At 66.1% G+C, this 26,830-nt stretch carries 23 protein-coding genes; 11 read left to right on the top strand and 12 right to left on the bottom strand.

All coding sequences use genetic code 11. The features are described 5' to 3' along the window. Window positions 1-25 precede the first annotated feature (25 nt). On the bottom strand, window positions 26-1,012 hold the full coding sequence (locus DV709_RS14635) for an aldo/keto reductase (protein WP_117595135.1): 987 nt from the start codon (window positions 1,010-1,012) through the stop codon (window positions 26-28). 109 nt (window positions 1,013-1,121) lie between these two features. Here DV709_RS14635 and DV709_RS14640 point away from each other — a divergent pair, with 109 nt between their 5' ends. Further along, window positions 1,122-2,132, top strand: coding sequence for a hypothetical protein (locus DV709_RS14640; protein ID WP_117595136.1), 1,011 nt, complete (start codon window positions 1,122-1,124; stop codon window positions 2,130-2,132). 10 nt (window positions 2,133-2,142) lie between these two features. Here DV709_RS14640 and trmB read toward each other — a convergent pair whose 3' ends face one another. Then, window positions 2,143-3,234, bottom strand: coding sequence for an HTH-type sugar sensing transcriptional regulator TrmB (gene trmB / locus DV709_RS14645; RefSeq protein ID WP_117595137.1), 1,092 nt, complete (start codon window positions 3,232-3,234; stop codon window positions 2,143-2,145). 143 nt (window positions 3,235-3,377) lie between these two features. Continuing rightward, entirely contained in the window at window positions 3,378-4,127 is a 750-nt protein-coding gene (locus tag DV709_RS14650; RefSeq protein ID WP_117595138.1) for a proteasome assembly chaperone family protein, read from the bottom strand. Between the two features lie 195 nt (window positions 4,128-4,322). Between DV709_RS14650 and DV709_RS14655 the strand changes: the two genes are divergently transcribed. Next, window positions 4,323-5,375, top strand: coding sequence for a mechanosensitive ion channel family protein (locus tag DV709_RS14655; protein ID WP_117595139.1), 1,053 nt, complete (start codon window positions 4,323-4,325; stop codon window positions 5,373-5,375). Window positions 5,376-5,391: 16 nt separating this feature from the next. Here the strand turns inward: DV709_RS14655 and DV709_RS14660 are convergent, their stop codons facing one another. The 3 genes from DV709_RS14660 to DV709_RS14675 form a co-directional block, all read right to left on the bottom strand. Further along, the gene (locus DV709_RS14660) at window positions 5,392-7,128 is read right to left on the bottom strand and encodes a YcaO-like family protein (RefSeq protein WP_117595339.1); all 1,737 of its coding nucleotides are present in this window, start codon (window positions 7,126-7,128) and stop codon (window positions 5,392-5,394) included. A gap of 234 nt (window positions 7,129-7,362) precedes the next feature. Then, window positions 7,363-8,181, bottom strand: a complete 819-nt coding sequence (tbsP, locus tag DV709_RS14665; RefSeq protein ID WP_117595140.1) for a transcriptional regulator TbsP — start codon at window positions 8,179-8,181, stop codon at window positions 7,363-7,365. 357 nt (window positions 8,182-8,538) lie between these two features. Beyond that, window positions 8,539-10,602: a hypothetical protein gene (locus tag DV709_RS14675; protein WP_117595142.1), complete on the bottom strand. Its 2,064-nt coding sequence runs from the start codon at window positions 10,600-10,602 to the stop codon at window positions 8,539-8,541. 306 nt (window positions 10,603-10,908) lie between these two features. Here DV709_RS14675 and glyA point away from each other — a divergent pair, with 306 nt between their 5' ends. After that, window positions 10,909-12,156, top strand: a complete 1,248-nt coding sequence (gene glyA / locus DV709_RS14680; RefSeq protein WP_117595143.1) for a serine hydroxymethyltransferase — start codon at window positions 10,909-10,911, stop codon at window positions 12,154-12,156. Window positions 12,157-12,179: 23 nt separating this feature from the next. Here glyA and DV709_RS14685 read toward each other — a convergent pair whose 3' ends face one another. Then, window positions 12,180-12,605: a universal stress protein gene (locus DV709_RS14685; protein WP_117595144.1), complete on the bottom strand. Its 426-nt coding sequence runs from the start codon at window positions 12,603-12,605 to the stop codon at window positions 12,180-12,182. A gap of 239 nt (window positions 12,606-12,844) precedes the next feature. Here DV709_RS14685 and DV709_RS14690 point away from each other — a divergent pair, with 239 nt between their 5' ends. Then, window positions 12,845-13,783 carry a bifunctional methylenetetrahydrofolate dehydrogenase/methenyltetrahydrofolate cyclohydrolase gene (locus DV709_RS14690; protein WP_117595145.1) on the top strand — a complete coding sequence of 313 codons (939 nt, stop codon included), beginning with the start codon at window positions 12,845-12,847 and terminating at the stop codon, window positions 13,781-13,783. A gap of 66 nt (window positions 13,784-13,849) precedes the next feature. Here DV709_RS14690 and DV709_RS14695 read toward each other — a convergent pair whose 3' ends face one another. Beyond that, window positions 13,850-14,560 carry a DUF7117 family protein gene (locus tag DV709_RS14695; protein WP_117595146.1) on the bottom strand — a complete coding sequence of 237 codons (711 nt, stop codon included), beginning with the start codon at window positions 14,558-14,560 and terminating at the stop codon, window positions 13,850-13,852. Between the two features lie 185 nt (window positions 14,561-14,745). Between DV709_RS14695 and DV709_RS14700 the strand changes: the two genes are divergently transcribed. After that, window positions 14,746-15,027 carry a PadR family transcriptional regulator gene (locus DV709_RS14700; protein ID WP_117595340.1) on the top strand — a complete coding sequence of 94 codons (282 nt, stop codon included), beginning with the start codon at window positions 14,746-14,748 and terminating at the stop codon, window positions 15,025-15,027. A 181-nt stretch (window positions 15,028-15,208) separates the two neighbouring features. Then, on the top strand, window positions 15,209-15,355 hold the full coding sequence (locus DV709_RS18090; RefSeq protein ID WP_168191209.1) for a hypothetical protein: 147 nt from the start codon (window positions 15,209-15,211) through the stop codon (window positions 15,353-15,355). Window positions 15,356-15,586: 231 nt separating this feature from the next. On the opposite strand, the gene DV709_RS14705 is transcribed toward DV709_RS18090, so the two are convergent. Continuing rightward, entirely contained in the window at window positions 15,587-15,877 is a 291-nt protein-coding gene (locus DV709_RS14705; RefSeq protein WP_117595147.1) for an amphi-Trp domain-containing protein, read from the bottom strand. Window positions 15,878-16,160: 283 nt separating this feature from the next. Here DV709_RS14705 and DV709_RS14710 point away from each other — a divergent pair, with 283 nt between their 5' ends. Next, a complete protein-coding gene (locus tag DV709_RS14710) occupies window positions 16,161-16,472 on the top strand; it encodes a PadR family transcriptional regulator (protein ID WP_117595148.1) in 312 nt (103 codons plus the stop codon). 14 nt (window positions 16,473-16,486) lie between these two features. On the opposite strand, the gene DV709_RS14715 is transcribed toward DV709_RS14710, so the two are convergent. Beyond that, window positions 16,487-17,914 carry an AI-2E family transporter gene (locus tag DV709_RS14715; RefSeq protein WP_117595149.1) on the bottom strand — a complete coding sequence of 476 codons (1,428 nt, stop codon included), beginning with the start codon at window positions 17,912-17,914 and terminating at the stop codon, window positions 16,487-16,489. A gap of 78 nt (window positions 17,915-17,992) precedes the next feature. On the opposite strand from DV709_RS14715, the gene DV709_RS14720 reads away from it, so the two are divergent. The 3 genes from DV709_RS14720 to DV709_RS14730 all read left to right on the top strand — a co-directional run bounded on the left by DV709_RS14720 (window position 17,993) and on the right by DV709_RS14730 (window position 21,804). Beyond that, a complete protein-coding gene (locus tag DV709_RS14720; RefSeq protein WP_117595150.1) occupies window positions 17,993-19,291 on the top strand; it encodes an MgtC/SapB family protein in 1,299 nt (432 codons plus the stop codon). 83 nt (window positions 19,292-19,374) lie between these two features. Continuing rightward, the gene (locus DV709_RS14725; RefSeq protein ID WP_117595151.1) at window positions 19,375-20,718 is read left to right on the top strand and encodes a class-III pyridoxal-phosphate-dependent aminotransferase; all 1,344 of its coding nucleotides are present in this window, start codon (window positions 19,375-19,377) and stop codon (window positions 20,716-20,718) included. Window positions 20,719-20,811: 93 nt separating this feature from the next. Beyond that, on the top strand, window positions 20,812-21,804 hold the full coding sequence (locus DV709_RS14730; RefSeq protein ID WP_117595152.1) for a hypothetical protein: 993 nt from the start codon (window positions 20,812-20,814) through the stop codon (window positions 21,802-21,804). Window positions 21,805-21,909: 105 nt separating this feature from the next. Here DV709_RS14730 and DV709_RS14735 read toward each other — a convergent pair whose 3' ends face one another. Continuing rightward, entirely contained in the window at window positions 21,910-23,424 is a 1,515-nt protein-coding gene (locus DV709_RS14735; RefSeq protein ID WP_198665725.1) for a multicopper oxidase family protein, read from the bottom strand. After that, a complete protein-coding gene (locus DV709_RS14740) occupies window positions 23,421-23,807 on the bottom strand; it encodes a DUF302 domain-containing protein (RefSeq protein ID WP_117595153.1) in 387 nt (128 codons plus the stop codon). The genes DV709_RS14735 and DV709_RS14740 overlap by 4 nt, the downstream gene beginning before the upstream one ends. A 351-nt stretch (window positions 23,808-24,158) precedes the next feature. Between DV709_RS14740 and DV709_RS14745 the strand changes: the two genes are divergently transcribed. Further along, on the top strand, window positions 24,159-26,552 hold the full coding sequence (locus tag DV709_RS14745) for a copper-translocating P-type ATPase (RefSeq protein WP_394338693.1): 2,394 nt from the start codon (window positions 24,159-24,161) through the stop codon (window positions 26,550-26,552). Window positions 26,553-26,830: the final 278 nt, after the last annotated feature.

The raw sequence follows: 26,830 nt of genomic DNA on the forward strand, positions 1-26,830 counted from the left end.
ACTCTACCGTGCGTTATGGAGTGGTTCAATTTTTATGTTCGACCGGCCAGTGGGGCGTCTTCGGCGATTCGATTCGCTCCATTTCCGCGTCGGTGAGGCTCACGTCGAGCGCCTCGACGTTCTCTTCGAGGTGGTCGATGCTCCGCGGACCGATGATGGGCGCGGTGACGACCGGTTTGTGCAGCAACCACGCGAGCGACACCTGTACCGGCGAGACCCCCTTCTCGTCGGCGATGCCGCGAATCTCGTCGAGTACCGCCCAGTTCTCGTCGGTAAAGCGGTCCTGCGTGTACTCGTCGGTGTCAGCACGGAGTCCCTCTTCGATGTCGCCGTCGCGCTCGTACTTCCCGGTCAGGAAACCGCCCGCCAGCGGTGACCACGGGATGACACCGATACCTTCGCCCTCGCAAACGGGTAGGAGATTCGCCTCCTCGTGGCGATCCACGGCGTTGTACTCCGGCTGCATGCAGGTGAAGCGCTCGTAGTCCTCGATATCGCTCTTGTACAGCGCCTTCGTGAACTGGTAGCTGGTCATCGTGCTCGCGCCGATGTAGCGCACTTTGCCCGTCTCGACGAGGTGGTCGAGCGCCGACAGCGTCTCCTCGATGGGCGTCTCGTCGTCCCAGCGGTGAATCTGGTAGAGGTCGATGTAGTCGGTTCCCAGGCGCTCCAGACTCGCCTCCGCCTGGTCGAGGATGTGTTTTCGGGAGAGTCCCTGTCCGTTCGGGTAGTCGCCCATCTCGCCGAACACTTTGGTGGCGACGACCAGTTCGTCGCGGTTACGCCCCTCGATGGCCTTCCCGACTATCTCCTCGCTCTCGCCGCGCGAGTAGACGTTCGCGGTGTCGAGGAAGTTGATACCGAGGTCCAGCGCGCGGTGGATGAGCTCGATGCTCGCCTCCTCGTCGTCCATCATCCACTCCGCGTCCGACCCGAAGTTCATACAGCCGAGACAGAACCGGGACACTTCGAGTCCCGTAGTTCCGAGTTTCGTGTACTCCATCTCCGTCATACCGTGAGATTCGGTGACCAACGGCAAAAGTGTTGGAGGCGGCGGCGAAATGTGAATCGGGCGACGGCGCGGCAGAACCCTCAAGTCACCCCGGCGACCACTCGTCGGTATGCCACTGTTCGACACTGTCCGGCGACCCGAGTACACCGGCGAGCGTCGTTGTTGGCCGTGTACCGGGGTCAACGCCGCGATTATCGCGGTCGTCTGTCTGCTGCTCGCGCCGTTCTCGTACGGACTCTCGATTCTCGTCGGCCTCGTCGGCGCCGGCCTCGTCTACCTCCGCGGCTACGCGGTGCCGTACACGCCGGCGTTCGCGCCGAAACTCGTGGCTCGTCTCCCCCTCGACTTCGGGCCGGACTACGGCGTCGACGACGGCAGCGGTAGTCTCAGCGACGTCGGCAACGGCGGAAGCGCCGAGGCGGGGACAGACGCGGACGCCGGCGGCGACGACGTCGAAACCGGTCGCGTCGGCGCTGTCGACGGAGATACCGACGACACTGGCGACGCGGACGACGACGACTCCGGCGACGGCACTGGCGACGCGGACGCCGACGACTCCGGCGACGACACCGACAACGCGGACGACGGCGACGACGCCGAGACTCGGCGCTCGGACGCGTTGGCCGACGACGACGTCGACGGCGACGCGCTCGTCCGCGAACTCGGCGCTGCGGGCGTGTTCACCGACGACGGCGAACTGTACCTCACTGACGCGTTCGCCGACGAGTGGAGCGCCGAGATGGCCGAGTTGCGCGACGGCGACCGCGAAACCCTCGCCGCCGCGGCCGCGAGCGCCATGCCCGCGGAGGCGACGTGGGACCTCGACGACGAGTGGGTCGTTCTCGAAGCCGACGGGGCGAAGACGTGGCTCTCGGAGTCGGTGGCGATCTCGGAGACGGCCGCCGTTCGAGCGCTCCGGTCGCGCGGCGTCGACGACGGCGTGGCCGCACAGGCGGCGAATCCGCTCCGAATGTTCCTGCCGGAGTGTCCGAATTGCGGCGGGAGCGTCGAGGAGACGACGGTGCGGAACTGCTGCGGCGGGACGATGGGCGTCTACGATTCGCCCGATATCGCGGTGCTCGCCTGCGCGGAGTGCGATGAACTGCTGTACGAGTTCTGAACCGAGAGAATCAGTCGTCGTCTGCGCGCTGTGCGCCGTCGCGGAGTCGCTCGGCGCGTCCCGGCGGCTCCTCGCGACCGATGCGGATGTCCTGACCTTCGACGTCTTCGAGCGCCGCGACCAGCCCGCCGACGTGGACGGGTCCGTCCTCGGTTTCGACGACGAGCGAGGCGACTTCCTCGGTGTCCTCGAAGGCGAGGTCGACGACTCGGCCCTCGACGACGACCGGGTCGCCGGTCTCGATGTCGCGGCCCTCGACGGTCGCGTAAAACTCGCCGTCGAGGTCGCGGATATCCTTCACCGCGCGGCGAATCGAGGCGTAGCGCCGGGGGAAGGGGCGGTTCTTCCCGTCGGCGGTGAGCGTCTCCGCCGTCGTCCAGAGGACGGTCCCGAAGAAGCCGGAGACCAGAAAGCCGAGCGCCGAGCGGTTGAAGATGACGCCGTAGCGGTCGCGGTCGTCGCGGAGGGCGTCCTGCGTCGCGTAGATGGAGTACTCGCCGTCGGCGACGGCCAAGACGGGCGTCGTGATACCTCGGCGGGTTCGTGCGATGGTACAGACGTCCGCGTAGTCGAACTCCGCGGGGTCGGGCGCTTGCGAGGCGGGCGTGACGAGCAGGTCGATGCTCACGCCGTCGTCGGTCGCCGCGACCAGATCCTCGTGAAAGCGCTGGAGCAGGTCCGGCGTCAGCGAGAGCACGAGTTCGAACTCGGCGGAGTCGATGATCTCCTCGATGTAGCGGAGAATCGTCGACCGCGATTTGACGAGCGAGACGGCCTCCGTCTCGCGTGCGGGGGCGGTGTAGCGCGCGCCGAGTTCCTCGACCATCTCGGTGAACGAGTCCCGGAAGTTGCCGAAGGCGTTCTCGGGGTCGACCGCGACGATCTTCATCGGCCGCGACTCCCGGAGTTCGACGAGTCCCCGGTCGGCGAGGCTCCGAACCGTGTCGTACACCCGCGGTTGCGGGATGTCGGTCCGGTCGGCGATTTCGCTCGCGGTCAGTTGCCCGTGTTCCAAGACGGCGAGGTACGCGTCAATCTCGTACTCGCCGAGGTTGAAGCGCTCGCCGACACGCTCCATCGTGAGTCGGAGGTCGTCGACCATGATGAACGGGCCACACTCCGTACGTAAGTGATTTACTATAATATGAGTAGCACACGGTTCCGAAAACACGTTGTGTGGGCTGCTTGAACGTTCGGCGCAACCGGCTATCAACGTTCTGGTCTACGTCCCCCGCAGCGGTGGCGCTACATGTACATTCGGTCTTCGGCCGTGTCGCTCTCGCGGGTCTCGATGCGCTCGGCCAGTTCGCCGTAGTACTGTCGGACGCGCTCTGCGAACGCTTCGAGCGGACCGGTGTCGACGCCGAGGTCGTACACCTCGTCGACGGTGTCGAGCAGCCGCAAGGCGGCTTCTACGTCGGGGACCTGCGCGTGGACCGGCGTGACGTAGACGCAGACGCCGAGCGGCGAGGAGAGGCCGCGTTCGACGAACGCCGCGTTCGTCCCGTCGAGGAAGCCGTTACCCATCGGCGGAACCTCGGTTCCGGCGAGCCGGGACTCCCGGTAGTCGTCGGTAGCGATGTAGAAGGTTCGGTGCTGCTCGGGGCCGTGCGGAACCGGTACGCCCGAGAGAATGGCGACTTCCTCGACGTTCGCGGTCTCCGTCCAGTCGAGAATCGCGTCCGAGAACATCTTTCCCGCCGCCGCCGGGACGAACAGTTCGCTGACGAGCACGGTGAGGTCGATGTCCGACCGGGAGAACAGTCGCGTGTGGTGCCGGGGTCGACCGTTCTCGAACGGCGTGATGGCGGGGAGACCGGCGGCGGTGATGTGGCCCGTCTGTTCCAGTTCGAGGTGGTCGACGAGGTAGTCGACGGCGGTGAGCCCGGCGAGGCCGAACGTCGAAAAGCCCGCCAGGAGCGTTTCGCTGGGTTCGGTTTCGTGCGTGACGTGGAAGTCCAACGTCGGTCGTGGAGTCGGTTGCGAAGCGGCCATATCACAGATACCGACGGACGGGGATTTAGCGATTCGCCGTCCGTCGTTCGCTCTCCGCCATCCGTCGTTCGCTCTCCACCGTCCGTCGTTCGCCCTCCGCCGCCCGTCGCTCGCCCTCCACCGCCCGCTTCGTACGGCCGCGGCGTCGCCTCCGGAGGACAACGCTTTTTCGCGTTGCCTGAGTCACGTGTCTCAATGATAGCGGGTCGAGTACCGGCGGTTCCGCCCGTCGTCCTCCAGCAGACGACCACCCCCGACGGCTCCGAGAGCACCGCAGAGGGCGTCGGTAAGCTCCTCGCCAGTCTCGTCCCCGAGTGGCTCCAGCAGATTCCGGGCTGGCGGTTCGCCCTCGCGCTGCTCATCCTCCTGGCCGGCGTCTACCTCTCGAAACTCGTCGTCCGACTGCTCGGTCGTCCCGTCGCAAAGCGGTTCGCTCGCCAGAGCGTCGCGCAGCTGGTGCTCTCGGGCATCAGGGTCCTCGTCGTCATCCTCTCGATGTTCGTCGCGCTCGGCGCGTACAACGTCACCTTCCCCGACATCTTCGTCTTCGGGACCGTGTTCACTGCGGTGGTCGGTATCGTCCTCGCGCCCATCATCGGCAGCGTCATCAACGGGCTGTTCATCCTCGCCGACCAGCCGTACGAGATCGGCGACATGATCGAACTCGACAGCGGCGAGCGCGGCTTCGTCGAGGAGATAACGATTCGGTACACGAAGATGTTCACCCTCGACAACACCTTCCTCGTGCTGCCGAACTCCTCGATCCGCGAACGCGACGTCGTCAACCACTCCGCGGAGGACAAACGGACGCGACTCACGCTCAACGTCGTGGTCACCTACGAGTCGGACGTCGAGACGGCGCGACGACTCATCGAACGGGCGGCGCGGAACTGCGAGGACGTCATCGAGGGGGGTCCCGCCATCCGCATCGGCAGCGCCCGTTACCCGGCGAAACCGACGTGCTACCTCGACGAGTACGGCGACCACGGTATCGTCCTGACGCTGCGTTACTGGGCGAAACAGCCGTACAAGCTTCTCACCGTTCGCTCGAAGGTCCAGACGCGAATCAAGACGCAGTTCGAGGAGTCCGACGCGACGCTGGAGTTCGCCTACCCGCACCAGCACCTCGTCTTCGACGAGACCAGCGGCACGGCGAACGTGAACGTCGACACCGGGAACTGGCGGTCGCTCCCCGGCGACGGCGAGCGCATCTCGAACGCCGAGGACCCCTCCGGGCGGAACACCTGAGTCTCGAACTCGCGCGCTACGGATACGGATGGAACGGCGCGTCCAACTGCGCCTCGAATCCGAGGTCCGCCGGCACTCGGCGCGCTCGCTCGCCGAAGAACGTTTCGCCCGTAAAGAGCGGCTGCGCCTCCGGGGCGACGACTCTGACCGCCTCGAACCCGAGCGCCGCCACGTCGGGCGTCGTGACCCGCGCAGCGTAGGTGTCGAGACCCGCGGCGGACGCCCGCGAGACGACCGCTTCGAGCTCTTCGGTACCCGACAGCTCGGCGGTCCCCACGTCGTCGGCGCGTACCCGGCCGGCGGCGTCGACGAACCGACGCGCCGCCCGCGGGAAGTCGGCGTACTCGCCGATAGCGCCGCTCTCGCCGGCCGCCCGTTCGGGACCCATCGAACGGAGTTCGGTCCAGTTCTGCAGCGCCTCCGCGAGCGCCGAGCGAGCGGCCGCCGTGGCGTCCAGATTCGCCCCGGAGCCGAGGGCGAAGCGCGGCCACGCGGCCGCTCCGTCTTCCCCCCTCTCGGCACTCGCACCGCCGCGATGGACCGCGACGGCGACGACCGGGACGTCGACGTCCTGCGTCACCAGGAGCGGCGTCACCGACAGCGACTCCGCGCGTGCGCGGCCGACGAGCGCCTCGAACCCGTCGTCGTCGACGACGAGTTCCAGCGGGTCGAACGTCGAGTACCACGCGAGCATCGTCGCGTCGCGTTCGAGCACCTCGTACAGTCCCGAGAGGCAGGCTTCGACCGTCGAGTTGCCGAGGCCGAGACCGGTCGTGATGGCGGGCTTGTGCCGTTCGGTCGGCGGCGGGAACTGGACGAACTCCGCCGGGAGCGAGACGGCCTCTCGGGAGTCGAGGTCGGTCCCCTCGACCCACTGAATCGCCTCGTCTCGACCCGCCGTCTCCCGCCCATCGGGGCGGACGAACCGCCGCGGCGAAACCGGGTTCGCGCGGTTCGTCTCCGGGGCGGTGACGAACTCCCCGCTTCGGTAGACGCCCGCACAGTAGCGCTCTAACGCCTCGCCGAGCGCTTTCATGAACGCCGGGTTCCAGTCGGCGTCGGCGCCGGCGGCGAACTCGGCCGCCCGGGCGTCCGAGAAGACGGTCGTGTCCGCGGTCTGTGCGAAGTAGTACGGCACCGGGAACGACTCGCGCTCGCCGACGCTGCGGACGAGGCCGACCCGGTCGTCGAGCGCCCGCTCGGCCCGCGCGAGCGAGTCGTCGAGGTCGGCGTCGCGGTGAGCGAACGAGAGCGTCCGGTCGCGGGGAGCGGCGCAGTCACAGCCCGGAACCGGGTGGAACTCCCGTTCGGGGCCGGGTAGTTCGACCACGGTTCCCGCGACGCCGTCGCCCGAGAGCAGCGAGACGGCGCGCCGACCCGCGACGGCACCGGCGAGGCGGACCGCCGCCCTGTCGCCGCGGGGGCGGTCGGCCGTCACGTCGTCGTCGAGGTTCGAGGAGACGCGCGCGCGGAGGCAGCGGAAACACCCCGATTCGGCGTCGAACACGGAGACAGAGGCGTCGAGCGCGGAGAGGGGGTGGCCCCCGACGCCGCCGATCTCGACGGCGACCCAGCGGTCGGCGAGGTCGTTCGCCCGCGCGAACGCGTCGCTTCCGGCGGGCGCGACGACGGCACCGACGTCGAAGTCGGCGAGGGAGCTGGGTGTCGTTTCCGAGACCTGTGCGTCGATGTCCGCGAACGCGGCGCGAAGCGACTCCGCGGCGGGACCCGAGCCGACGAGACCGACGTGCATGGCTCGCCAGAGGGACGAGAGGAAAGAAAAGGCGTCGTTCGGCGTGTCGAACTCGACGGGGTTCCGCACGCCGACGTGGCGGGGATACGGTCGCGGAGACGGTGCGGCCGCTGTCGGGTGTAGTGCCACAGTACCGCGCGCGAGGCCATCGGCCGAGCGCGCGGCCTTTTTAGTCCAGGTTTTTGCACCGAGTGGGTTGCGCGAAGCGCGGCCCCGAGGTGGAAAAACGTGGGTTTAGTTGAGCATGCTCATCGCGACGCTGGCGAGTTCGTCGCCGCTGGCGCCGCGGAGTCGGTCGTCGCCGAGTTTGAGGCGGAGGCGCGGGCGACCGACGTCGATGGGGACCTTCTCCGTGTCGATGAGGCCCATGTCTTCGAGCTTCGTCTTCGTGCGCGAGAACGTCGCCTTCGAGGCGATGCCGACGTCTTCGCCCCACTTCGAGATGTCGTACAGCAGGACGTCGTTCTTCGCCGCGACGAGGAGGCTGATGGTGACTTCGTCGAGACCGTCGCCGTCACCGCGCGCGGTTTCGAGCGAGGCGAGGACGGCGTCGAAGTCCGACTCCGCCTGGTCGCCGATCTCGGTTCCGAGCGTGTCGCGGACGCGCGAAATCGGGGGCGTGCGGAGTTTGAAGTCGGGCGACTCCTCCCAGAGCGTCTCGTACGTCTCGAAGGCGGCGTCGACGAACTCGGCGTCTTCGGTCGTCAGCGCGGCGACGCGGTCGTTCGCGGTGACCAGCGCCATCACGGCGTCGCTGGTGACGAGCAACGCGTTGTCGATCTCCTCGTCGATGGTGCGCATCGAGAGCGCGCCCGCGTCGATGAGGTCGGCGGCGTTGCTGGCGACGATGAAGTCGCCCATCACGTCTTTCAGGATTCCTTCGTCGGCGACCATCCGGATGGTCGGCAGGTCCGTGTCTACCGAAGTAGCGACGGCGATGAGCTCCTCGACCGCTTCGGCCGACGGGTCGACGACGAACAGTTCGTCGTCTGCGTCTTCCAGCGCGGCGCTGAGAATATCCTCTATCTGTTCTTCGAGTAAATTCGAGGCCATGTTGCTGTGGTCATAAACGGTGCGTGATTATTTAATATTAACGCTAATTCGCGGTTGGATTCGTAGAACGCCCGAGAACGCTTTCGACGGCCCCGGTTGTTTGTTATTCTACACTTTCCGCAATTGTTAACTACCGTCATGCTACATAATTCGCCGTATATGTCAGAGAACTATTCCGAACGGAGTCACATCGTAACGTCTGCGACGACGTTCGTCGCTCGACACCCGCGCGTGTTCGTGGTCTGTATCGCACTCCTCCTGGGAATCGGGACGCAGGGGACAGTCGGCGCGGAGACGTTTGTGGAGCCGTACAACGCTCACAGTACGTCTACCGGTCCGTAATCGGGGGTTCGGTGCTCAGGAGCGGAGCAGCGTCAGCAGTTCGTCGGACCAGTGGATGTCGCCGTCGTAGACGATGGGCGTGTCGGCGTGCTCCAAAAACTCGCACAGTTCGGTCTGTTCGAGGACGTACGTGCCGACCGACCCGAGCAACCGCGACTCGTCGTCGGGGGTGATGTGCGTCTGGAAGTAGCCGCCGTTGACCCACGGCGAGTGAACGCTGTACTGGAGTTCGAACCGTCCGTCGTCGAGGCGAGTGAGCACGGCGTCCGAGGAGACGTAGTTGTCCGACTGCGCGAGCACGTGCGTTCCGTCGCCGACGACGGCGTAGTCTTTGCCGGTCATGATGCGCCGACGCGCCATCTGCATGGCGCGCTCGAAACAGAACCCGTGGACGAGCAGTCGGACGAACATCGTCCCGACTTTCGCCGCTTGGCTGTCGACGACGCGGTTGAACGTCACCGCGCCGGCGACGCTACCGCGTTCGACGAGGCCGACTCCCTCGTAGAACGACCCGCAAGCGTTCAGGAAGAACGTCTGCACGTTCGATGCCGACAGCGACGACACCGAGAGGTTACCGTCCGGACAGCGCAGCCCCGCTCGGTCGCAGTGGCCGATGTAGTGGACGAAGTCGTGCGGCGTCTCGAACACGGTCGCGAGCTCCTCCGTCGTCAGATGCTCGCGGACTTCGATATCGATGTCGAGGTCAGCGGCGCGCTCGCGGTAGATCCGGGCGGCGTCGGCGTGCTCGTCTTTCATCCCGCTGTCGTTGAGGATGGCGACGACGGAGATGGAGTCGCCGGCGCGGCCCAGGAAGTCGAACCGGTTCTCGTACGCCTCGGGGATGCCCTTGAACACGTCGATGGGGACGCCGCCGGCGAGCCACCCGTGCGTGCGGCCGGGGCCGAGTTTCGGTTTCGTGAGGTCGATGGCGACGGACTCTCTGGGCGACGGTTTAGTACCGCGATAGAAGTCGTCGAGCGATCGCGAGAGGCGCTCGCCGCCGTCGAGCGGCGTCGACTCCGGCAGGAAGATGTTCGGGACGTTCTGCAGGAGATACGGGAGCGTCTCCGCGTGCGACATCGTCGGTTCGACGTACATCGAGAGGTGCCACTCGGGCAACTCCTCGGAGACGCGCTCGAACGGCGCGTCGAGGTAGGCGTTCAGTCGCTCCGCCACGGGAGCGGCGTACAACCGGTCGGCGTCCAGACCGAGCTCCGAGAGCAGCCGGTACTCGGCGAGGTCGGTGCCGTGCGGACCCGCGTTTCTGACCAGACAGTCCAGGAGGAACGTCCGCCGAAGCAGCGACGCCGTCTCGTACTGAAACGACGGGAGCGTCGGTAGTTCGTGGACGCGGCCGGCGGCTTCGATTCGCGGCGTCACCGAGTCGTCCGAGTCGTCCGAGTCGACTGAGACGCTCGCCCCGAGGTAGTGCGCCAGCGACGACGCCGGAAAGAGATAGTCGAGACTGGCCGGGAGGCGCAGTTCGATGGCCGTCTCCTCGCGTCGTCTGGAGACGACGTCCGGAATCGAGACCGCGTCGCCGAAGGCGATTCGCGGCGGGTGGTCGCGCATCGTCGGATACGACCGGTCGGCGGTCGTCGTCCGGTGTCCCGACGGGAACTGCGACAGCGCCGTCGCGATGCCCTCGGGCGTCCGCGGAACGACGACCGTCTCGGCCGGTTCCTGGGTTCGGCTTCGAAAGCCGAGAGTGACCGACGTCGGCTCCGGGAACGAGAGTATCGACGCCTCGTAGTTCGGTTTCTCGAGCCGTGCGGGCCCCGAGAACGCGACGTACGCCAGTACATTTCCCTCGACGCGGACGACGTACTCGTCCGACGGGAGCGGTATCGGCCCGACTTCGCTGGCGAGTTCGTAGCTGTCTCCCCCCGTCGTCTCGGCGACGACGAACACCGGCGGAAAGCGCAACTGCGTCGTCGTTCCGGAGACGGTGACGTCCGGTTCCCGAGGGACCGTCGGTCCCTCGTCCGTCTCCGTCCAGCGCTCGGCGGCGACGTCGATAGACGTCTTCGAGGAGTCAACGGCTCGAATTCCTTGTTCGGTCGACTCCACCGAAATCATGTCGGATACACAAATAGACGACCGGCGACGTATATCTCTGTCGGAGGGGGAGAAAACCGGTTTTTCGGCTTCCTACGACCCGATATCGGCTGTTTCGGGAGCGTTCGGAGCCCGCATCGTCCGCGGTGGACGGGCGACCGTCGGAGGGTCTGCCGTTCCGGGCGGCCGGGGGCGAAGCTTCGGGGGCACGTTGTGAGAAAGGCGGGGGTCGCCGCCGAGCGGAAGGCGGGGGGCGCCGCCGAGCGGAGAGCGGAAAGATGCGGGGAGAGGGACACACTTAATGTGATTTCAGCCGCCACGACAGACATGGACTACGAGCACGTACGCGAGGTCGACCCGGCGGTCGCAGACGCCCTCTCCGGCGAAGTGACTCGCCAGCAGGAGACGCTGGCGATGATTGCGAGCGAGAACCACGTCAGTCGCGCCGTGTTGGAGGCACAGGGCAGCGCGCTGACCAACAAGTACGCCGAGGGCTACCCGGGCTCTCGCTACTACGCCGGCTGCGAGTACGCCGACGAGGTCGAACGCCTCGCCATCGACCGGGCGAAAGAGCTGTGGGGCGCAGAGCACGTCAACGTCCAGCCGCACTCGGGGACGCAGGCGAACATGGGCGTCTACCTCGCCATGCTCGAACCGGGCGACAAGATTCTCTCCTTGGAACTGAACCACGGCGGCCACCTGAGCCACGGCCACCCAGCGAACTTCACGGGGAAACTGTACGACGTCGAGCAGTACCACGTCGACGCCGAGACGGGTTACATCGACTACGACGCGCTCGAAGAACAGGCCCGCGAGTTCGAACCGGACATCATCGTCTCCGGGTACTCCGCGTACCCGCGTGCGGTGGAGTGGGAGCGCATCCAGGACGTCGCAGACGACGTGGGTGCGTACCACCTCGCCGACATCGCCCACATCACCGGCCTCGTCGCGGCGGGCGTCCACCCCTCGCCGGTCGGCGTCGCCGACTTCGTCACCGGGTCGACGCACAAGACCATCCGCGCGGGTCGCGGCGGCATCATCATGACGAGCGAGGAGCACGCGAAAGCCGTCGACTCGGCCGTCTTCCCCGGCGCGCAGGGCGGCCCGCTCATGCACAACATCGCGGGCAAAGCCGTCGGCTTCCACGAGGCGATGCAGCCCGAGTTCGAGGAGTACGCGGAGCGCGTCGTCGCCAACGCGAAGACGCTGGCGGAGACGTTCGAGGAGAACGGGCTCGGCGTCGTCTCCGGCGGCACCGACACCCACCTCGTGCTCGTCGACCTGCGCGAGTCGCACCCCGACCTCACCGGCGGCGAGGCCGAGGAGGCGCTCGAATCGGTCGGCGTCGTCCTCAACGCCAACACCGTCCCCGGCGAGACGCGCTCGGCGTTCAACCCTAGCGGCATCCGCGCGGGCACGCCCGGACTCACGACCCGCGGTTTCGACGAGGAGGCGACCGCCGAGGTCGGCGACCTCATCTACCGCGTCGTCGACAACCACGACGACGACGCCGTGCTCGAAGACGTGAGCGCGAGCGTCAGGGACCTCTGCGAAGCGCACCCGCTGTACGAGTGAAACCGACGTAGAAACGGCAGTCGCTACTCTTCGACGCGGACCGTGAACACCGGAACGGGCGACCTGCGGACGATTTTCTCGGTCGTGCTGCCGAGGAGGTAACGCCCGAGACCGCTGCGTCCGTGGGTCGCCATCACCACGAGGTCGACGGCGTTGTCCTCGATGTAGTCGAGAATCTCGTCGTCGGGGTGGCCCTGGACGACGACTTCCTCGACGTCGACGCCGTGGGCGACGTCGCTCTCGGTGATCGCCGACACCGCGTCCTGCCCTTCGGCTTCGAGCGCGTCGACTACCTCGGTGCCGACCGTGGTGAGACTGTCTCGCTGCGTGTCTGCGACGTAGAGGACGTGGACCGTCGCATCGTACTGCCGCGCGAGGTCGAACGCGTGTTTCGCCGCCTGTTCGGAGCCGTCGCTTCCGTCGGTCGGAAGGAGAATCGTGTCGTACATCGTCTCCGACTACGGCGACGACCGAGATAAAACACGGCGTGAGCGGACGAATCACACGACGTAGGACTGCCGGCGTGAGTAGCCGTCTCGCGTCTCTTTCGGCACGAGCGTCGAGACCCGGGACCGAACCGGCGACGTGCCCACGGACGCAACCAAGTTTGTGCATAAATTTCACAGATATAGAACTATAGTATGCACGAATCCGAGCATTGAAGGCGAAGGCGGCCACCAGTTCACTCATGACCGAGATAATCGACGGCAACGCCATCGCCGCCGAGATTCGCGCGGACCTCCAAGACGCCATCTCGACACTGACAGACGCGGGCGTGACGCCCGGGCTCGCGACCGTGCTGATGAGCGACGACCCCGCCAGCGAGACGTACGTCTCGATGAAACAACGGGACTGCGAAGAGGTCGGCATAAACGGCATCCACGTCGAGCTCGACCCCGAAGCCCCGGCCGAGGAGCTGTACGACACCATCGACGACCTGAACGCCGACCCGGACGTCCACGGTATCCTCGTGCAGATGCCCGTTCCGGACCACGTCGACACCCGACGCGTCCTCCGCTCTATCGCGCCCGAGAAGGACGCCGACGGCTTCCACCCCGAGAACGTCGGTCGCCTCGTCGCCGGCGACGCGCGCTTCAAACCCTGCACGCCCCACGGCGTCCAGAAACTGCTCGAAGCGACCGGGGTCGACCCCGAGGGCAAAGACGTCGTCGTCGTCGGCCGTTCCGACATCGTCGGCAAACCGCTGGCGAACCTCCTGATTCAGAAAGCCGAGGGCGGCAACGCGACGGTCACCGTCTGCCACTCGCGGACGAAGGACCTCGCGGCGAAGACCGAGCAGGCGGACATCGTCGTCGCCGCCGTCGGCGTCCCGGAGCTCGTCACCGGCGAGATGCTCTCGGAGGGCGTCACCGTCATCGACGTGGGCGTCAACCGCGTGGATGTCTCCGAACGGCATTCGGAGGGCAGTCAGACGGAGTCTGACGAGGCCGATACGGAGAAGGGGTACGAGCTCGTCGGCGACGTCGAGTTCGAGAGCGCCAAGGAGAAAGCCAGCGCCATCACGCCCGTCCCCGGCGGCGTCGGTCCGATGACCCGTGCGATGCTGCTGTACAACACCGTCAAAGCCGCCGGCGAGCAGTCCGGCGTCGACGTCGAGCTCCCCTGAACGGCTGTCGGTCGAAATCCCCGGGAGCGACGGACGCGACCCGTCGACGGTGTAGACGGAGTCGGCTTACCCCAACCGAGAGAGCCTGTTCTGCGCCGTCGCCAACGCGTCTACGTCGTCGGTGGCGAGGTACGCGCCGAGTTCCTGCGTCGCGCGAACCAGCGCCTCCGAGTCGGCCATCGGAACGTCGCCGTCGAGCGCGTGAACTCGCTTCTCGTGGTCGCGTACCGTGCCGAGCGTCGACTGCGCCTCCGCGTCGGGGTTCTCTTCGAGCCACGTCACCGCCTCGCGGCGGTACTTCGAGATAATCGTCGCGTACGCGAGGCCGCGAGCGGCCGCCATCGACCGGGGCACGTCCGCCGGTTCGGGTCGGTCACCGGCCTCGACGCCGTCGACGAGCGTCAAGACGTAGAGATACTCCGCGTCGGTCGTCTCCCGCGAGCGGGCGTACACGTCGGCGGCGTGCAGCAGCTCAGCCGCGACGAGAATCTCGTCGTCCAGCGGGTGGAGTTGACCCTCGCGGACGAAGCCGCGCTTCCTGATGTACTCTCGAAGCCGGGTCTTCAGTTCGTCGACGACGTCTCCCACCTCGCCGTCGACGAGCGTCGTCTTCAGGTCGGTCAACTCCAACGGCGCCGCCGAATCGGTGTGTCGTTTCCGCTCGTCGACGCCGACGCTTCTGATGCTGCCGCAGTCGGGACAACTGACGCTGCCCGTCTCGTAGTACGACCAGCGAGTTCCGCACTCCGCACACTCGCGTCGTCCCCGAATCTCCATGGAGTCGTTTCGCCCGCGCGAGGGAAAACAACACTGGCTGCTGTCTTCGCACCGCGAGTCGAGATGGAGTCGGAGACACCGCTGCGGCGACCGACGTGACAAAAATATGCCTCGGAGACTGACTTTCACGCTTTTGTAAGCCTCCGAGGAACTATACTGTGCGGTGTTGAAGTTTATTCGCGATGATGAACGACCTCAGTGGTTTCCAACGGGACCTGCTGTACGTGATGGCGGGATTGGACAAGCCGTCCGGGCAACAGATAAAGGGCGAGTTGGAGTCGTACCTCGACTCGGAGGTCAACCACGGTCGCCTCTACCCGAACCTGGACGTACTCGTCGAGAAAGAGTACGTCGAGAAGGGCGCGATCGACCGTCGGACGAACTACTACGACATCACCGAATCGGGTGAAGAACTGCTCAAACAACGCCGCGAGTGGGAAGACCAGTACTTCACCGTGAGTGCCTGACCACGAGCCGTCGTTCGTGGAACCGACCCGCCGTCGAGGCCGAAGGCGGTGCGGACGAGACTAACTGAGGCACTATCACGCGGCCGGTACCGGCGACAAGGCGGCGTCTGCCGTCACCCGGCGCCGACATCACGCTACGCGGCGGCGGGTTCTTTGGTGGTCGTCGGTCTACGTTCGACCGATGCGTAACGAAGCCGAGGTTCGAGAACAGTACGAGTTCCTCAAAACGCAACTCGAAGACGAGGAGATGCGTCACGAGCGGGTCAAACAGATGTTCACGTACTACAAGCGCGCACTCGGTTGGGTGCTCGAAGAGGAACACATCTAAGCGAAAACGAAGGTCTCACGCGCCGTCGGTAAGTTTAAGTAAAAACGCGCGGTAGATGGTCGTGACGCTTCGCTTGGAGGGCCGAAGCGTCAGCGGGGACCAATTCAGGGCGGCAAGCACCCACGCGGTATTTCGCGTGGCTTGCTTTCCTTTTGATACACGACACTCCGAGCGGCGCGTTCGTCTCTCACGAGCGTCCGCTACCGGAAAATTCGACGTCCGTAGACGGCGTCACTCGATGCTGAGTTCGCCGTCGACACCGCCTTCGCCGCTGCTACCCTCGTCCCACTCCAACTCGAACTCGACGCTGAGTTCGGCCGAGTCGCTCGTCGCCGACGTCTCCCGTTCGGCTTTCACCTCGAACGTCGGCTGCGCGGGGACGTCGAGTGTCACCGACTGGTCGCCGGCCGAGAGCGTGATCGGGTCGCCCGAGTCGAGTTTGTCCGCGACGGTCCGAAGGTAGTTGGCGACGTCCGCACGGCGCTGACGATGTTCCGTCTTGAAAAGTACTTCTTCCGGCATACGATACCGTACGTCGACCTGGGGCATAAGCCCAGCGCACCCTCTGAGACGCTCCGGGTCGGAGACGGAAGCCCCGGCGTCGGAGACGGACCGACGCCGAAACTCATGGTCGAATCCTGGACATATTCACCGGACAACCGACCGTCTGCCGGCAATAATTCACTTCAGTTATCTGTACAGGGATGGAGGAGACCGAGCGCAGAACCGTTACGAGACGGTATCAGGAAGAGGTAGTCGATATGCTTATTTCAATCCGACAGAAATACCGGCGTAGACGTTACCGATGTACGACCTGACAGGATTCCAACGAGACTTGCTGTACGTGATCGCGGGATTAGAGGAACCACACGGCCTGGCCATCAAAGAGGAGTTAGAGGACTACTACGAGAAGGAGATTCACCACGGTCGGCTGTATCCGAATCTCGACACCCTCGTCGAGAAAGGACTGGTGGACAAAGGCCAGCGCGACCGGCGCACGAACTACTACACGCTCACTCGACGCGGACGGCGCGAGATAAACGCTCGTTCGAACTGGGAGTCCCGGTACGTCGAGTCCGAGAGCGAAGCCGACGCCGGGGTCGAAGTCGAGAACTGAGTTCGCCGACTACATCACGACTGTTTCTCGTCGTCAGACGCCTCGGAAGTGTCGTCGCTCTCCGACGCCGCGTCGTCGCTCTCCGAGTTCGGGGCCGCGCCGGCCGCAGAATCGCCAGCGTCGCCTTCGTTTCCGTCAGTTCCGTCAGTTCCGACGCCCCCGTTTTCGTCCGCCGCGTCGGCCCCGGTCGACCGGGGCCGGGACTGAGACTGGGACTGGCGTCGCTCGACCGGGCCCGAGACCGCTTCACCGCCGTTTGTCGGCTGGGTCGCGGCGTCCTCGACCGGGTCGCCGGGCAGCCAACTCGGGTCGACGGCGTACGGCCGAATCGGGTCGCCTGAGACGAGTTCCGGGAGGATGATGCGCGCGAAGTGGACGACGAGTACCAGCAGCACCGGCATGAGGAAGATACCGTACCAACCGAACAGCAGCGGGCCGAGGGTGTACGCGAGCATCACCGCGCCGACGTGCAGGGAGCGGCCCGAGACGTACGGTCGGAGCACGAGGTCCGGGATGGTGTCGACGACAACGAACGAGACGGCGGCGAAGGCGGCGACGAACCAGAGACCGGCGGGGTTCGACGGCGGCACCAGCGCGACGAGCGCCATGTAGATGGCGACCGGGAAGTACACCAGTTTCATCCCGACGACGGGGACGAGGCTGGCGACGCCCGCCAGCAGTCCGACGAGCGCCGCCGCGGGGATGGCGACGCCCGGCGGCGCGAACGCGTTCAACGCCGAGTACGCGATAACGGCGATAGTGCCGGTGACGGCGGCGTTGAGGATGTTACCGAAGAAGATGCTGTTGAGGTCGTTGTCGACGGCGCGGAGGTAGGCGACGGCGACGCTGTTCTCGCCGGCGATGCGCCACTCGAACCACGAGGCGAGCTTCCGGTCGTCGCGCAGCAGATAGAACGCCAGCGCGCTCATCACGAACAGGTGGATGAGCCCGATGCCGAGAAACGCGAGCGTCCCCGCCGCCGAACCCAGCGAGTCGAGCGCCGACTGGAGGTTCGAGGCCGTGAGATACTGGAGCAGATCGCCCGACAGTAGCGCTCGAACGTCCGTCAACTCCGTGAGCTGTTCGAGGACGGTCGGATCGATGCCGAGTCGTTCGGGACTGATTCCGTTGCCCGTCACCGAGCCGAGTTGCCGGACGACGATGAGCAGCGCGTACCCCACGAGCGCCAGCGCCGGCAGCACCAGCGCGAACATGGCGACGGCGGCCGCGAGACTCGGCGGATGAATCCGCTCGTCGAGTCGCCGGAAGATGGGTCGCGTCGCGTAGTAGATGAACAGGCCGAACACGACGGTGCCGATGAACGAGTACACGACGTAGCAGAGGGCGACAGCCAGGAGGGCCGCGAGGAACCACCAGCCGAGTCGGGAGCGGTCGAAACCCAGAAGCGTCCTCGGAGCATCGACGTCCTTCTCAGTCGACATACCAAGAGGCTGTGTGGAGGTGACAAAAGGGTGTCGCGCCCGGAGAGTTAACACGGGTGGTCACGTAGCAGACGGGATATGCTCTCTCTATCGGTTCTGCAGTCGGGGGGTCCGTTGCCGCCTTCGCTCGACGAGACGGTCGCCCGGCTCGTCTTAGCCGCCGCGCTGGGGCTGTTTCTGGGGTTAGAGCGCGAGTGGTCGGACAAGTCCGCCGGCATCCGAACGTTCTCGCTGACGAGTCTCGTCGCCGCGGTGTTCACTATTCTCGCTCGCGAGGAGAACCTCGGCGAGGCGTTGCTGGCCGTCGGCGGCGTGTTAGTCATCGTCCAGGGGATACTCCTCGCGGCGGAGAGTCTCCGCGACGGAGAGGACGAGGGGCTGTCGCTCACCACGTCCGTCTCGCTGCTCGTCGCCTACGGCGTCGGTGCGCTCGTCGCGTCGGGTTACGTGCTCGCGGGGGTCACCGTCGCCGTCGTCTCCTCGCTGTTGCTCGTGCTCAAACGCGAACTACACGGATTCGCGGGCGCGCTCTCGCGCGAAGAGCTTCGGTCGTCGACGGAGTTCGCCATCCTCGCGTTCGTCGTCTATCCGCTGTTGCCGCCGGGCGAGATAGACGTCTACGGCATCCCGCTGGAGCCTCGCGTCGCGTGGTTGATGGTCGTCACCGTAGCCGGCATCGGCATCGTCAACTACGCCGTGGTCAGAAGCTACGGCAGTCGCGGCATCGCGGTCACCGGGTTCTTCGGCGGTCTCGCCTCCTCGACGGCCGTCGTCGGGACGATGCTGGACCACGTCAACCAGCGACCGGAAGCGGCGACCTACGGCGTCGCCGGGGTGTTGCTCGCCAACGCCGCGATGGCCGTTCGAAACCTCGCTATCGTTCTGCTGTTCACGCTGAACTCCTCGGGGCCGACGCTGACCACCGCCGTCGTTCCGCTCGGCGTCATCGTCGTCGGGAGCGTCGCCATCGCCGCACTCGTCGCCGATTGGAAGGCGAACGTGGAGATGGACCTCGAGAGTCCGTTCTCGCTGCAGAACGCACTCTCGTTCGGGTTCGTCTTCCTGCTCATCCTCGCGTCGGGGACGCTCGCACAGGCCGAGTTCGGGTCGACGGGGCTGTTCATCAGCGCGTTCGCCTCGGGACTCGTCTCCTCCGCGGGTGCGACCACGTCGGCCGTTCTCCTCTACCGGAGCGGAACCATCGGCGGGCCCGACGCCGTCATCGCGGTGCTGTTGGCGACCGCATCCAGCATCGTCGTCAAAGCGGCGCTGTCGGCGGCGGGACCGAAACCGTTCGCTCGGCGGGTGGCGTTCTGGAGCGTCGTCGTCCTCGTTCTCTCCGGCGTCACCACGGCGGCCGTCGCGCTGTTCGGCTGAGTCGCCCGGCGGAGGAGCCCGGGTGCAAATCTTTCCTCAATCGTAACGAATCTCTTAACATATGTCTCTCCGTACCGCGGGTCATGGACCGCGAGACGGTAACCCCCAGCGTCGAAGCGATGCCCGGGCGACGCGCCCGGCAGTGGGCCGAGCGACACCGCGAACACGCCGCCCCGAGCACGTACGTCTACGACTTCGTCTGGGACACCTCCGCCCCGGCGGAGGGTCCGTTCTGCACCGACGTCGACGGCAACGTCCTCTTGGACTTCACGAGCCACGTCGCCGCCGCGCCGCTCGGGTACAACAACCCGAAGATCATGGAGCCGATGTCGGAGTTCGACCTCGTCGACCCGCTCAAAATCGCCGGACAGGACTTCTACGCCTCCAGCGGCCACGAGTTCGACGACGACCCGCTGCCGGGTCCGGCGGGGCTGATGGAGCGCCTCGTCGATGCCACCGACCACTACGGGATGGACACCGTCTTCCTCTCGAACTCCGGCGCCGAAGCCGTCGAGAACGCCATCAAAATCAGCTACGACCACGCCGACGGCGGCAAGTACGGCATCACCTTCGACGGCGCGTTCCACGGGCGGACGCTGGGCGCACTCTCCCTGAACCGCTCGAAAGAGGTCTACCGGCGGAAGTTCCCCGAGATATCGGGCGTCCACGACATGCCCTACTGCGACGACCGAACCTGTTCGGAGGATAGCTGTTCCTGCGGCTTCTTCGTCGACGGCACTTCCCGACTCCGCGAGAAACTCCACCCCAAGCGCGGCCACATCAACCCCGAGGAGCTCTCCTACATCATCCTCGAACCGATTCAGGGCGAGGGCGGCTACCGCATCCCGAGCGACGCGTTCATGCGGGAGCTCGCCGACCTCGTCGACGAGTACGACATCACGCTCGTCGCCGACGAGATTCAGTCCGGCGTGGGCCGGACCGGGAAGATGTGGGGGTCGGACCACTTCCCCATCGAACCGGACGTCATCACCGCCGCGAAGTCGCTGCGCGTCGGCGCGACCATCTCGAAGGAGGAGATATTCCCCGCCGAGAAGAGTCGAATCTCCTCGACGTGGGGTGCGGGTGACATCATCGCCTCGCTGCAGGGCGCGCTCACGCTCGACGCCATCGAGGAGTACGACCTGATGGACAACGCCGTCGTGCGCGGCGAGCAGTTCCTCGAGACGCTGGCCGACGCCGACCTGCCGGGCGTCGAAGACCTCCGCGGGAAGGGACTGATGCTCGCCGTCGAGTTCGAGACGAAAGAACACCGCGACGCGGTGCAGGAGGCGGCACTGAAGCGCGGCCTGCTCACGCTCTCGTGCGGGTACAAGGTGCTTCGAATCCTGCCGCCGCTCGACGTGACCGAGCGCGAGATTTCGCTCGGCTGCGACCTGCTCTGTGAGGCCATCGAAGCGACGGCCTGAGCGGGTAGCGGTCGGACGAGAGACCGACCACCGACGCAGCGCGCCGCGCAGTCCGGAGAGCATCTTTCCGAACGCGGGGCGAACGGTTACCCGATGGCAGACGGAGCTCGGCCCGCGACCGGAGAAAGCGGATATCGTCGTATAGCGGACTGGTTACTGCTAGAGGGGAATCGCCTCTCTATCGCCGGCGGTGTCCTGTTACTGACGCTCGGCGGGTTTCTCGCGGTTCTCCTCCCGTTCGGCCCGTCGTCGGTCCGGCCGGGGAGTCCGATGTACTTCCTCTACAGCTCGCTTCTCACGGGGGACCTAACGCTACTCACGGTCGTGCTATCGATCAACCAACTGGTTCTCTCGCGCGAGCTCGGAGAACCGGGGACGCTGCGAAAGCGCATCAACGAGACGCTGAGCTATCGACACGACGTCGAGGAGTTGGTGGGCGCGTCGACGAGTCCGAAGTCGCCGTCGGGCTTCCTCCACCTACTCCATCGGAGCCTCGAAGCGCAAGCGGGCGAACTCGCGGCACTGACCGACCGAGTCGACGACGCACAGGCCCGGCGACGACTTCGGTCACTCAGCGACTCGCTCGAACGCGACGCACAAGCGGTGAGCCGGACGCTGGACGGCGAAGACGGGAGTATCTTCTCCGTGATGTCCGCGACGGTGTCGACGACTCACGCGGACCAGCTCCAGACGATAGCCGGCTTGCAGAGCGGTGACGCCGACCCGGTCACCGACGAACTTCTGCGTCACCTCGACCGCATCGAGGCGACCTTGCTGCAGATCGACGTGGCGCGCAAGTACTTCAGGACGGTGTACGTCCAGAAGGAACTGGCCTATCTGTCGCGGATTCTCCTGTACATCGGCGTCCCCGCCATCGTCGGGAGCGGTCTCGCTCTCGTTCTCTACAACGCAAACACGGTCGCCGCCGTGCCGTCGACGTTGTTCGTCGGCGCGGTCACTGTCACGTTCGTCCTCGGATTCGCCCCGCTGGCGGTTCTTTTCGCGTTCGTCCTCCGACTGGCGTGGGTCGCCCAGCAAACCGCGACTGTCCCTCCATACGACACCGAGTCGAGCTATCGACTGTAGTCGACTCCGCTGGACGTGAGACGCGGTCGACATCGTCGCCTCGTCACGGGGACGCTCGCGGGCGACGTCGTCGCCTCGCCGCGGGGACGCCGCGGTCGACGCCGCCTACTCGTACGTCACGGTACGAGCCATCCCTGCCTCGAGGTGGTAGAGGTTGTGGCAGTGGAACAGCCAGTCTCCGGGGTTGTCGGCGACGAAGTCGAACGTGACCTCCCCCATGTGACCCGGAACGATGACGGTGTCCTTGACCGCGTCACCGACCTGGAAGAAGTGTCCGTGGAGGTGCATGGGGTGGATGACCGGACTGCGGTTCACCATGCGGACTCGGACGTGCTCGCCCGCTCGGACGGGGAGCGGATCCGCGTCGGGGTACGCCTGCCCGTCGATGAGCCACCGGTCCGACCCACGTCCGGCCGAGAGCGTGAGGTCGAAAGTTCGGTCCGGACTGCCGCTGACGCCTTCCAGCGGCGAGACCGCCTGCAGGTCGTCGTACGTCAACCGACGCCCTTCCGACGACGGGGTCGCCGGTCGGCCGGACGAGTCGCTTCCCTCGTACGCCAGCACCGCTCGCGCCGGGGTTTCGTCGCCGTCGATGGCGTCGGCGCGCATCTCCCACCGCCCCGGTTCGTCGGCTTCGACGATCGCGTCGTAGCGTTCGCCGGAACCGAAGACGAACGAGTCGACGGAGACCGGTTCGACCGGGCGCCCGTCGGCGTGCGTGACGGTGAGCGGATGACCGGCGACGCGCACCCGGAAGGCCGTCGCACTACTGGCGTTGATGAACCGAAATCGGACGCGTTCGCCCTCTCTGACGGCGAAGCTCCGGGGGTCGTCGGGCAATCGCCCGTCGACGAGAAGACCGGCATACGGCGGCCGTCTGTCCGCCATCGGATCTCCCATCCCGCCGGGGCCGCCGCCACCCATCCCACCGGGGCCACCGCCGCCCATCCCGCCGGGACCGCCGCCGTCGGTTCCGTCCTGGTTGCCGCCACCGCCAGGCCCAGCGCCGGAGTCGATATCGGACAGCGGCTGCGGTGCTTCGTCGAGGTAATCGTCGACCACGACGGTGTACTCGCGGTCGTAGTCCACGTGTGGGTCTCGTTCCTCGACGACGAGCGGAGCGAGGAGTCCGCGGTCGAGTTGGAGACCGACGTGACTGTGAAAGAAGTACGTCCCGGCGGGTTCCGCGCGGAACTTGTACGTGAACGAGTCGCCGGAGTCGACCGGCTGCTGGGTGACGTTCGGGACGCCGTCCATCGCGTTCGCCACGGGGACGCCGTGCCAGTGAATGGTCGTCGACTCCGGGAGCCCGTTGGTCAGTTCGACTTCGATTACCTCCCCCTCGGTCGCCCGAAGTTCGGGTCCGGGAAACTCGCCGTTGTAGAGCCAGTTCTCGGCTGACGCGTCTGCTCCCGGTTTCACGGTACCGGGTGCGGCTCGCAACGCAGCCGTCACGTCGGCGGGTTCCGAAGGGGGCGAACGCGGCGTCGCCGACGGCGAGTCGTCGGCACTCGACGAGACGCCCGCCTCGGAACAACCGGCGAGACCGGCCGCACCGACGCCGCCCAGTAGCTGGAGAAACCGCCGCCGAGCGGTCGACGAGTGCTCTCGTTCGTTCACAGTGCGTCGAGAACCCGCTCGAATCGGTCGGACACCTCTTCGGAAATCGGGTCGAGATCGGAGTTGTCGGCGATTTCGAGCAACCGGGTTGGGTCGATGGCGCTCACGACGACGTCCTCGTCGTCGGTTTCGTAGACGACCACGTTACACGGCAGGAGCGCGCCCAACTCGATTTCGTCTTCGAGCCCTTCGCGGGCGAGTTTCGGGCTGCACGCGCCGAGGATTCGATACCGACGGAACTCCTCGTCGAGTTTCTCAGCGAACGTCGCTCGAACGTCGATATCGCAGAGGACGCCGAACCCTTCGTCCCCGAGGGCGGCTATCGTCTCTTCGACGGTCTCGTCGAACTCGCCGTCGACTCGCTTCTGCAGAGTGTATCCCATACCGTACAATAACGACACCGCCGCTGATTACTGTTCGGGGAAGCTCCCGAAAGCGAATATCATCGATACGTGAACCTACAGGCTCTGTCCGACGATTTTCTGCCCGGTCGACGCTTCGGGAACGGTCGTCGGTAGACAAGTGAAAGGTACGAATCAATCAATATCTGTCGGCGAAGGCGGGGCGTCGAAACCGCGTTTCGCCGAAGTCGAGTCGAGTGCCCCCCGAGTAGTCGCTGGCAACGCGGTTACGGACATCCGGTATCCGAAACGGACAACGTCTGCGACAGTCGGGAGCCGACACAAAATGTCAATCAGTGTCGCGGTCGTATCTCGGCGAACGAGGATGACGCCATGGGCGACCACCACAACTCGAAGAACGGAGAGGCACCCGACCGCACTGACCATGGTACCCACACCAACGAGGGAGGCACAGACAGTGCGCAGGAGACGGCCGACGAGCGGAGGGACCGACGCGTAGAACAGTCGCTCCTCGAAGAGGAGGCCGACGCCGAGGCTGGCGAAGCCGAGAAATCGGTCGAACGCCGGGGAGAGAGATCCGACCACGGCGACCGCGGAGGGCACAAGGGCCACGGTGACGACAGCGACCACGATGGCGATGGCGGCCACGGCGACCACGATGGCGATGGCGGCCACGGCGACCACGGCGGGATGCACGCCGGCCACGAGCAGATGTTTCGCCGCCGCTTTTTCGTCTCGACCCTGCTCTCGATTCCGGTGCTTCTCTACAGCGAGACGCTCCAGCAGTGGCTCGGGTTCTCGGTGCCGGCGTTCCCCGGCAGCGAGTGGATAAACCCGGTGTTCGCCATCGTCGTCTTCGCCTACGGGGGCGTCCCGTTCCTCCGGATGGCTGTGCCCGAACTGCGCGACCGCTCGCCGGGGATGATGACGCTCATCTCGATGGCCATCAGCGTCGCGTTCGTCTACAGCCTCGCGAGCGTCGTCTTTCCGACGACTACGGCGTTCTTCTGGGAACTCGTGACGCTCATCGATATCATGCTGCTCGGTCACTGGATAGAGATGCGCAGTGTTCGCCGTGCGTCGAGCGCGCTCGACGAACTCGCCAGACTGATCCCCGACACCGCCGAGCGAATCGCCGAGAGCGGCGACACCGAGGAGGTCCCCGTGAGCGACCTCTCCGAGGGTGACCTCGTGCTCGTCCGCCCCGGCGCGAACGTCCCCGCCGACGGCGTCGTCGAGGAGGGCGACTCCGACGTGAACGAGGCGATGATCACGGGCGAGTCGCGGCCGGTCTCGAAAGAGCCGGGCGACGGGGTCATCGGCGGCACCGTCAACGGCGACGGGAGTCTCCGAGTCCGAATCACGGCCACCGGAGAAGAGACGGCGCTCGCCGGAATCATGCGACTCGTCGAAGAGGCGCAGGGGAGTAAATCCAAGACGCAGGTACTCGCCGACCGGGCAGCGGGGTGGTTGTTCTACGTCGCGGTCGCCTCGGCGGCCGTCACCGCCGTGGCGTGGACGCTCGCCACCTCGTTCGGTAGTCCCGTCATCGAACGCGCGGTCACAGTGCTCGTCATCGCCTGTCCGCACGCGCTCGGTCTGGCGATTCCGCTCGTCGTCGCCATCAACACGTCGCTGGCGGCGCGAAACGGGATGCTCGTCCGCGACCGCATCGCCATGGAGCAGGCGCGCGAACTCGACACGGTCGTCTTCGACAAGACCGGGACGCTCACCAAGGGCGAACAGGGAGTCGTGGACGTCGCGACCACCGGTGACCTCACCGAAGACGAGGCGTTCGCGCTCGCCGCGGCCGTCGAAGGCGACTCCGAGCACATGATCGCGCAGGCCATCCGCGACGCGGCCGACGAACGCGGCGTCGACGCGCGAACTGCGACGGGGTTCGAGGCGCTCAAGGGGCGCGGCGTCCGCGCGACGGTCGACGGAGAGACGGTCTACGTCGGCGGGCCGAACCTCCTCTCGAAACTCGACGGGGACATTCCGTCGAACCTCGACGAGTTCGCCGATAGAGCGGGGAGAAACGCCCAGACCGTCGTCTATCTGGTCCGCGAGGGTGACCGAAGTGAACCCTCGAACGAACGAACGAGAGCGGAGCGACACGCGAGCAGCGAGGCTACCCCCGTCGCTGCCTTCGCGCTCGCCGACGTCGTTCGCGAGGAGAGTTACCAGGTCGTCGACGCGCTGCACGAACTCGGCGTCGAAGTGGCGATGCTGACCGGCGACTCCGAGGACGTCGCCCGGGCCGTCGCCGACGAACTCGGCATCGACACCGTCTTCGCCGAGGTGCTACCCGAGGACAAAGACGAGAAAATCGGCGAACTCCAGAGCGAGGGCAAACTCGTCGCGATGGTCGGCGACGGCGTGAACGACGCACCCGCGCTCGCGCGCGCCGACGTCGGTATCGCCATCGGGAGCGGGACGGACGTCGCGGTGCAGTCGGCGGACGTCATCCTTGTCCAGAACAACCCGCTCGACGTCGTCCGCCTCGTCAAACTCAGCAGGGCGAGCTACCGAAAGATGCAGCAGAACCTCGTCTGGGCGGCGGGCTACAACGTGTTCGCCATCCCGCTGGCGGCGGGGATTCTCGCACCGGTCGGCATCCTTCTATCGCCCGCGGTCGGCGCGCTCCTCATGTCGCTTAGCACAGTCATCGTCGCCATCAACGCGCAGCTCCTCCGGCGGGTGGACCTGAATCTGCCGGCGCTTCCCGGCGGCTCGCCGTCGCCGAGTCCCCGACCGGCGGACTGAGCGAGCGAACGTTTTTGAACGAGAGCGCGGCCAACCCGGCTCGTGACCTGAGCATTCGCCGCAGGCGCGGTCGAGGCGGGTGAACGGAGCGCCGCCCTGTGAATCGGAGATGTGAACGATACTCCGTCTGTTAGTTATCTACTCGACAGTCGTGAGAGCGACGCAGCCGACCGGCGCGCGCCGGAGCGCCCCTCTGTGGGCGCGACAGATGCGCGAGGGGCGACTGAGCGAGCCGTAGCGCGAGTGAAGGAGCCGGCTGGGGAGGCCGAGGCTCAGCG

The organism is Haloprofundus halophilus (genome assembly GCF_003439925.1).
Lineage (GTDB): Archaea > Halobacteriota > Halobacteria > Halobacteriales > Haloferacaceae > Haloprofundus > Haloprofundus halophilus.

Coding starts and splice junctions, on each gene's coding strand:
- DV709_RS14690 (WP_117595145.1), top strand. CDS start 12,845: ATGACCGAGATAATCGACGGCAACGCCATCGCCGCCGAGATTCGCGCG.
- DV709_RS14710 (WP_117595148.1), top strand. CDS start 16,161: ATGTACGACCTGACAGGATTCCAACGAGACTTGCTGTACGTGATCGCG.
- DV709_RS14660 (WP_117595339.1), bottom strand. CDS start 7,128: ATGCACGTCGGTCTCGTCGGCTCGGGTCCCGCCGCGGAGTCGCTTCGC.
- DV709_RS14640 (WP_117595136.1), top strand. CDS start 1,122: ATGCCACTGTTCGACACTGTCCGGCGACCCGAGTACACCGGCGAGCGT.
- glyA (WP_117595143.1), top strand. CDS start 10,909: ATGGACTACGAGCACGTACGCGAGGTCGACCCGGCGGTCGCAGACGCC.
- DV709_RS14725 (WP_117595151.1), top strand. CDS start 19,375: ATGGACCGCGAGACGGTAACCCCCAGCGTCGAAGCGATGCCCGGGCGA.
- DV709_RS14655 (WP_117595139.1), top strand. CDS start 4,323: ATGATAGCGGGTCGAGTACCGGCGGTTCCGCCCGTCGTCCTCCAGCAG.
- DV709_RS14700 (WP_117595340.1), top strand. CDS start 14,746: ATGAACGACCTCAGTGGTTTCCAACGGGACCTGCTGTACGTGATGGCG.
- DV709_RS14745 (WP_394338693.1), top strand. CDS start 24,159: ATGGGCGACCACCACAACTCGAAGAACGGAGAGGCACCCGACCGCACT.
- DV709_RS14685 (WP_117595144.1), bottom strand. CDS start 12,605: ATGTACGACACGATTCTCCTTCCGACCGACGGAAGCGACGGCTCCGAA.
- DV709_RS14635 (WP_117595135.1), bottom strand. CDS start 1,012: ATGACGGAGATGGAGTACACGAAACTCGGAACTACGGGACTCGAAGTG.
- DV709_RS14705 (WP_117595147.1), bottom strand. CDS start 15,877: ATGCCGGAAGAAGTACTTTTCAAGACGGAACATCGTCAGCGCCGTGCG.
- DV709_RS14740 (WP_117595153.1), bottom strand. CDS start 23,807: ATGGGATACACTCTGCAGAAGCGAGTCGACGGCGAGTTCGACGAGACC.
- DV709_RS14715 (WP_117595149.1), bottom strand. CDS start 17,914: ATGTCGACTGAGAAGGACGTCGATGCTCCGAGGACGCTTCTGGGTTTC.
- DV709_RS14650 (WP_117595138.1), bottom strand. CDS start 4,127: ATGGCCGCTTCGCAACCGACTCCACGACCGACGTTGGACTTCCACGTC.
- trmB (WP_117595137.1), bottom strand. CDS start 3,234: ATGGTCGACGACCTCCGACTCACGATGGAGCGTGTCGGCGAGCGCTTC.
- DV709_RS14730 (WP_117595152.1), top strand. CDS start 20,812: ATGGCAGACGGAGCTCGGCCCGCGACCGGAGAAAGCGGATATCGTCGT.
- DV709_RS18090 (WP_168191209.1), top strand. CDS start 15,209: ATGCGTAACGAAGCCGAGGTTCGAGAACAGTACGAGTTCCTCAAAACG.
- DV709_RS14695 (WP_117595146.1), bottom strand. CDS start 14,560: ATGGAGATTCGGGGACGACGCGAGTGTGCGGAGTGCGGAACTCGCTGG.
- tbsP (WP_117595140.1), bottom strand. CDS start 8,181: ATGGCCTCGAATTTACTCGAAGAACAGATAGAGGATATTCTCAGCGCC.
- DV709_RS14675 (WP_117595142.1), bottom strand. CDS start 10,602: ATGATTTCGGTGGAGTCGACCGAACAAGGAATTCGAGCCGTTGACTCC.
- DV709_RS14720 (WP_117595150.1), top strand. CDS start 17,993: ATGCTCTCTCTATCGGTTCTGCAGTCGGGGGGTCCGTTGCCGCCTTCG.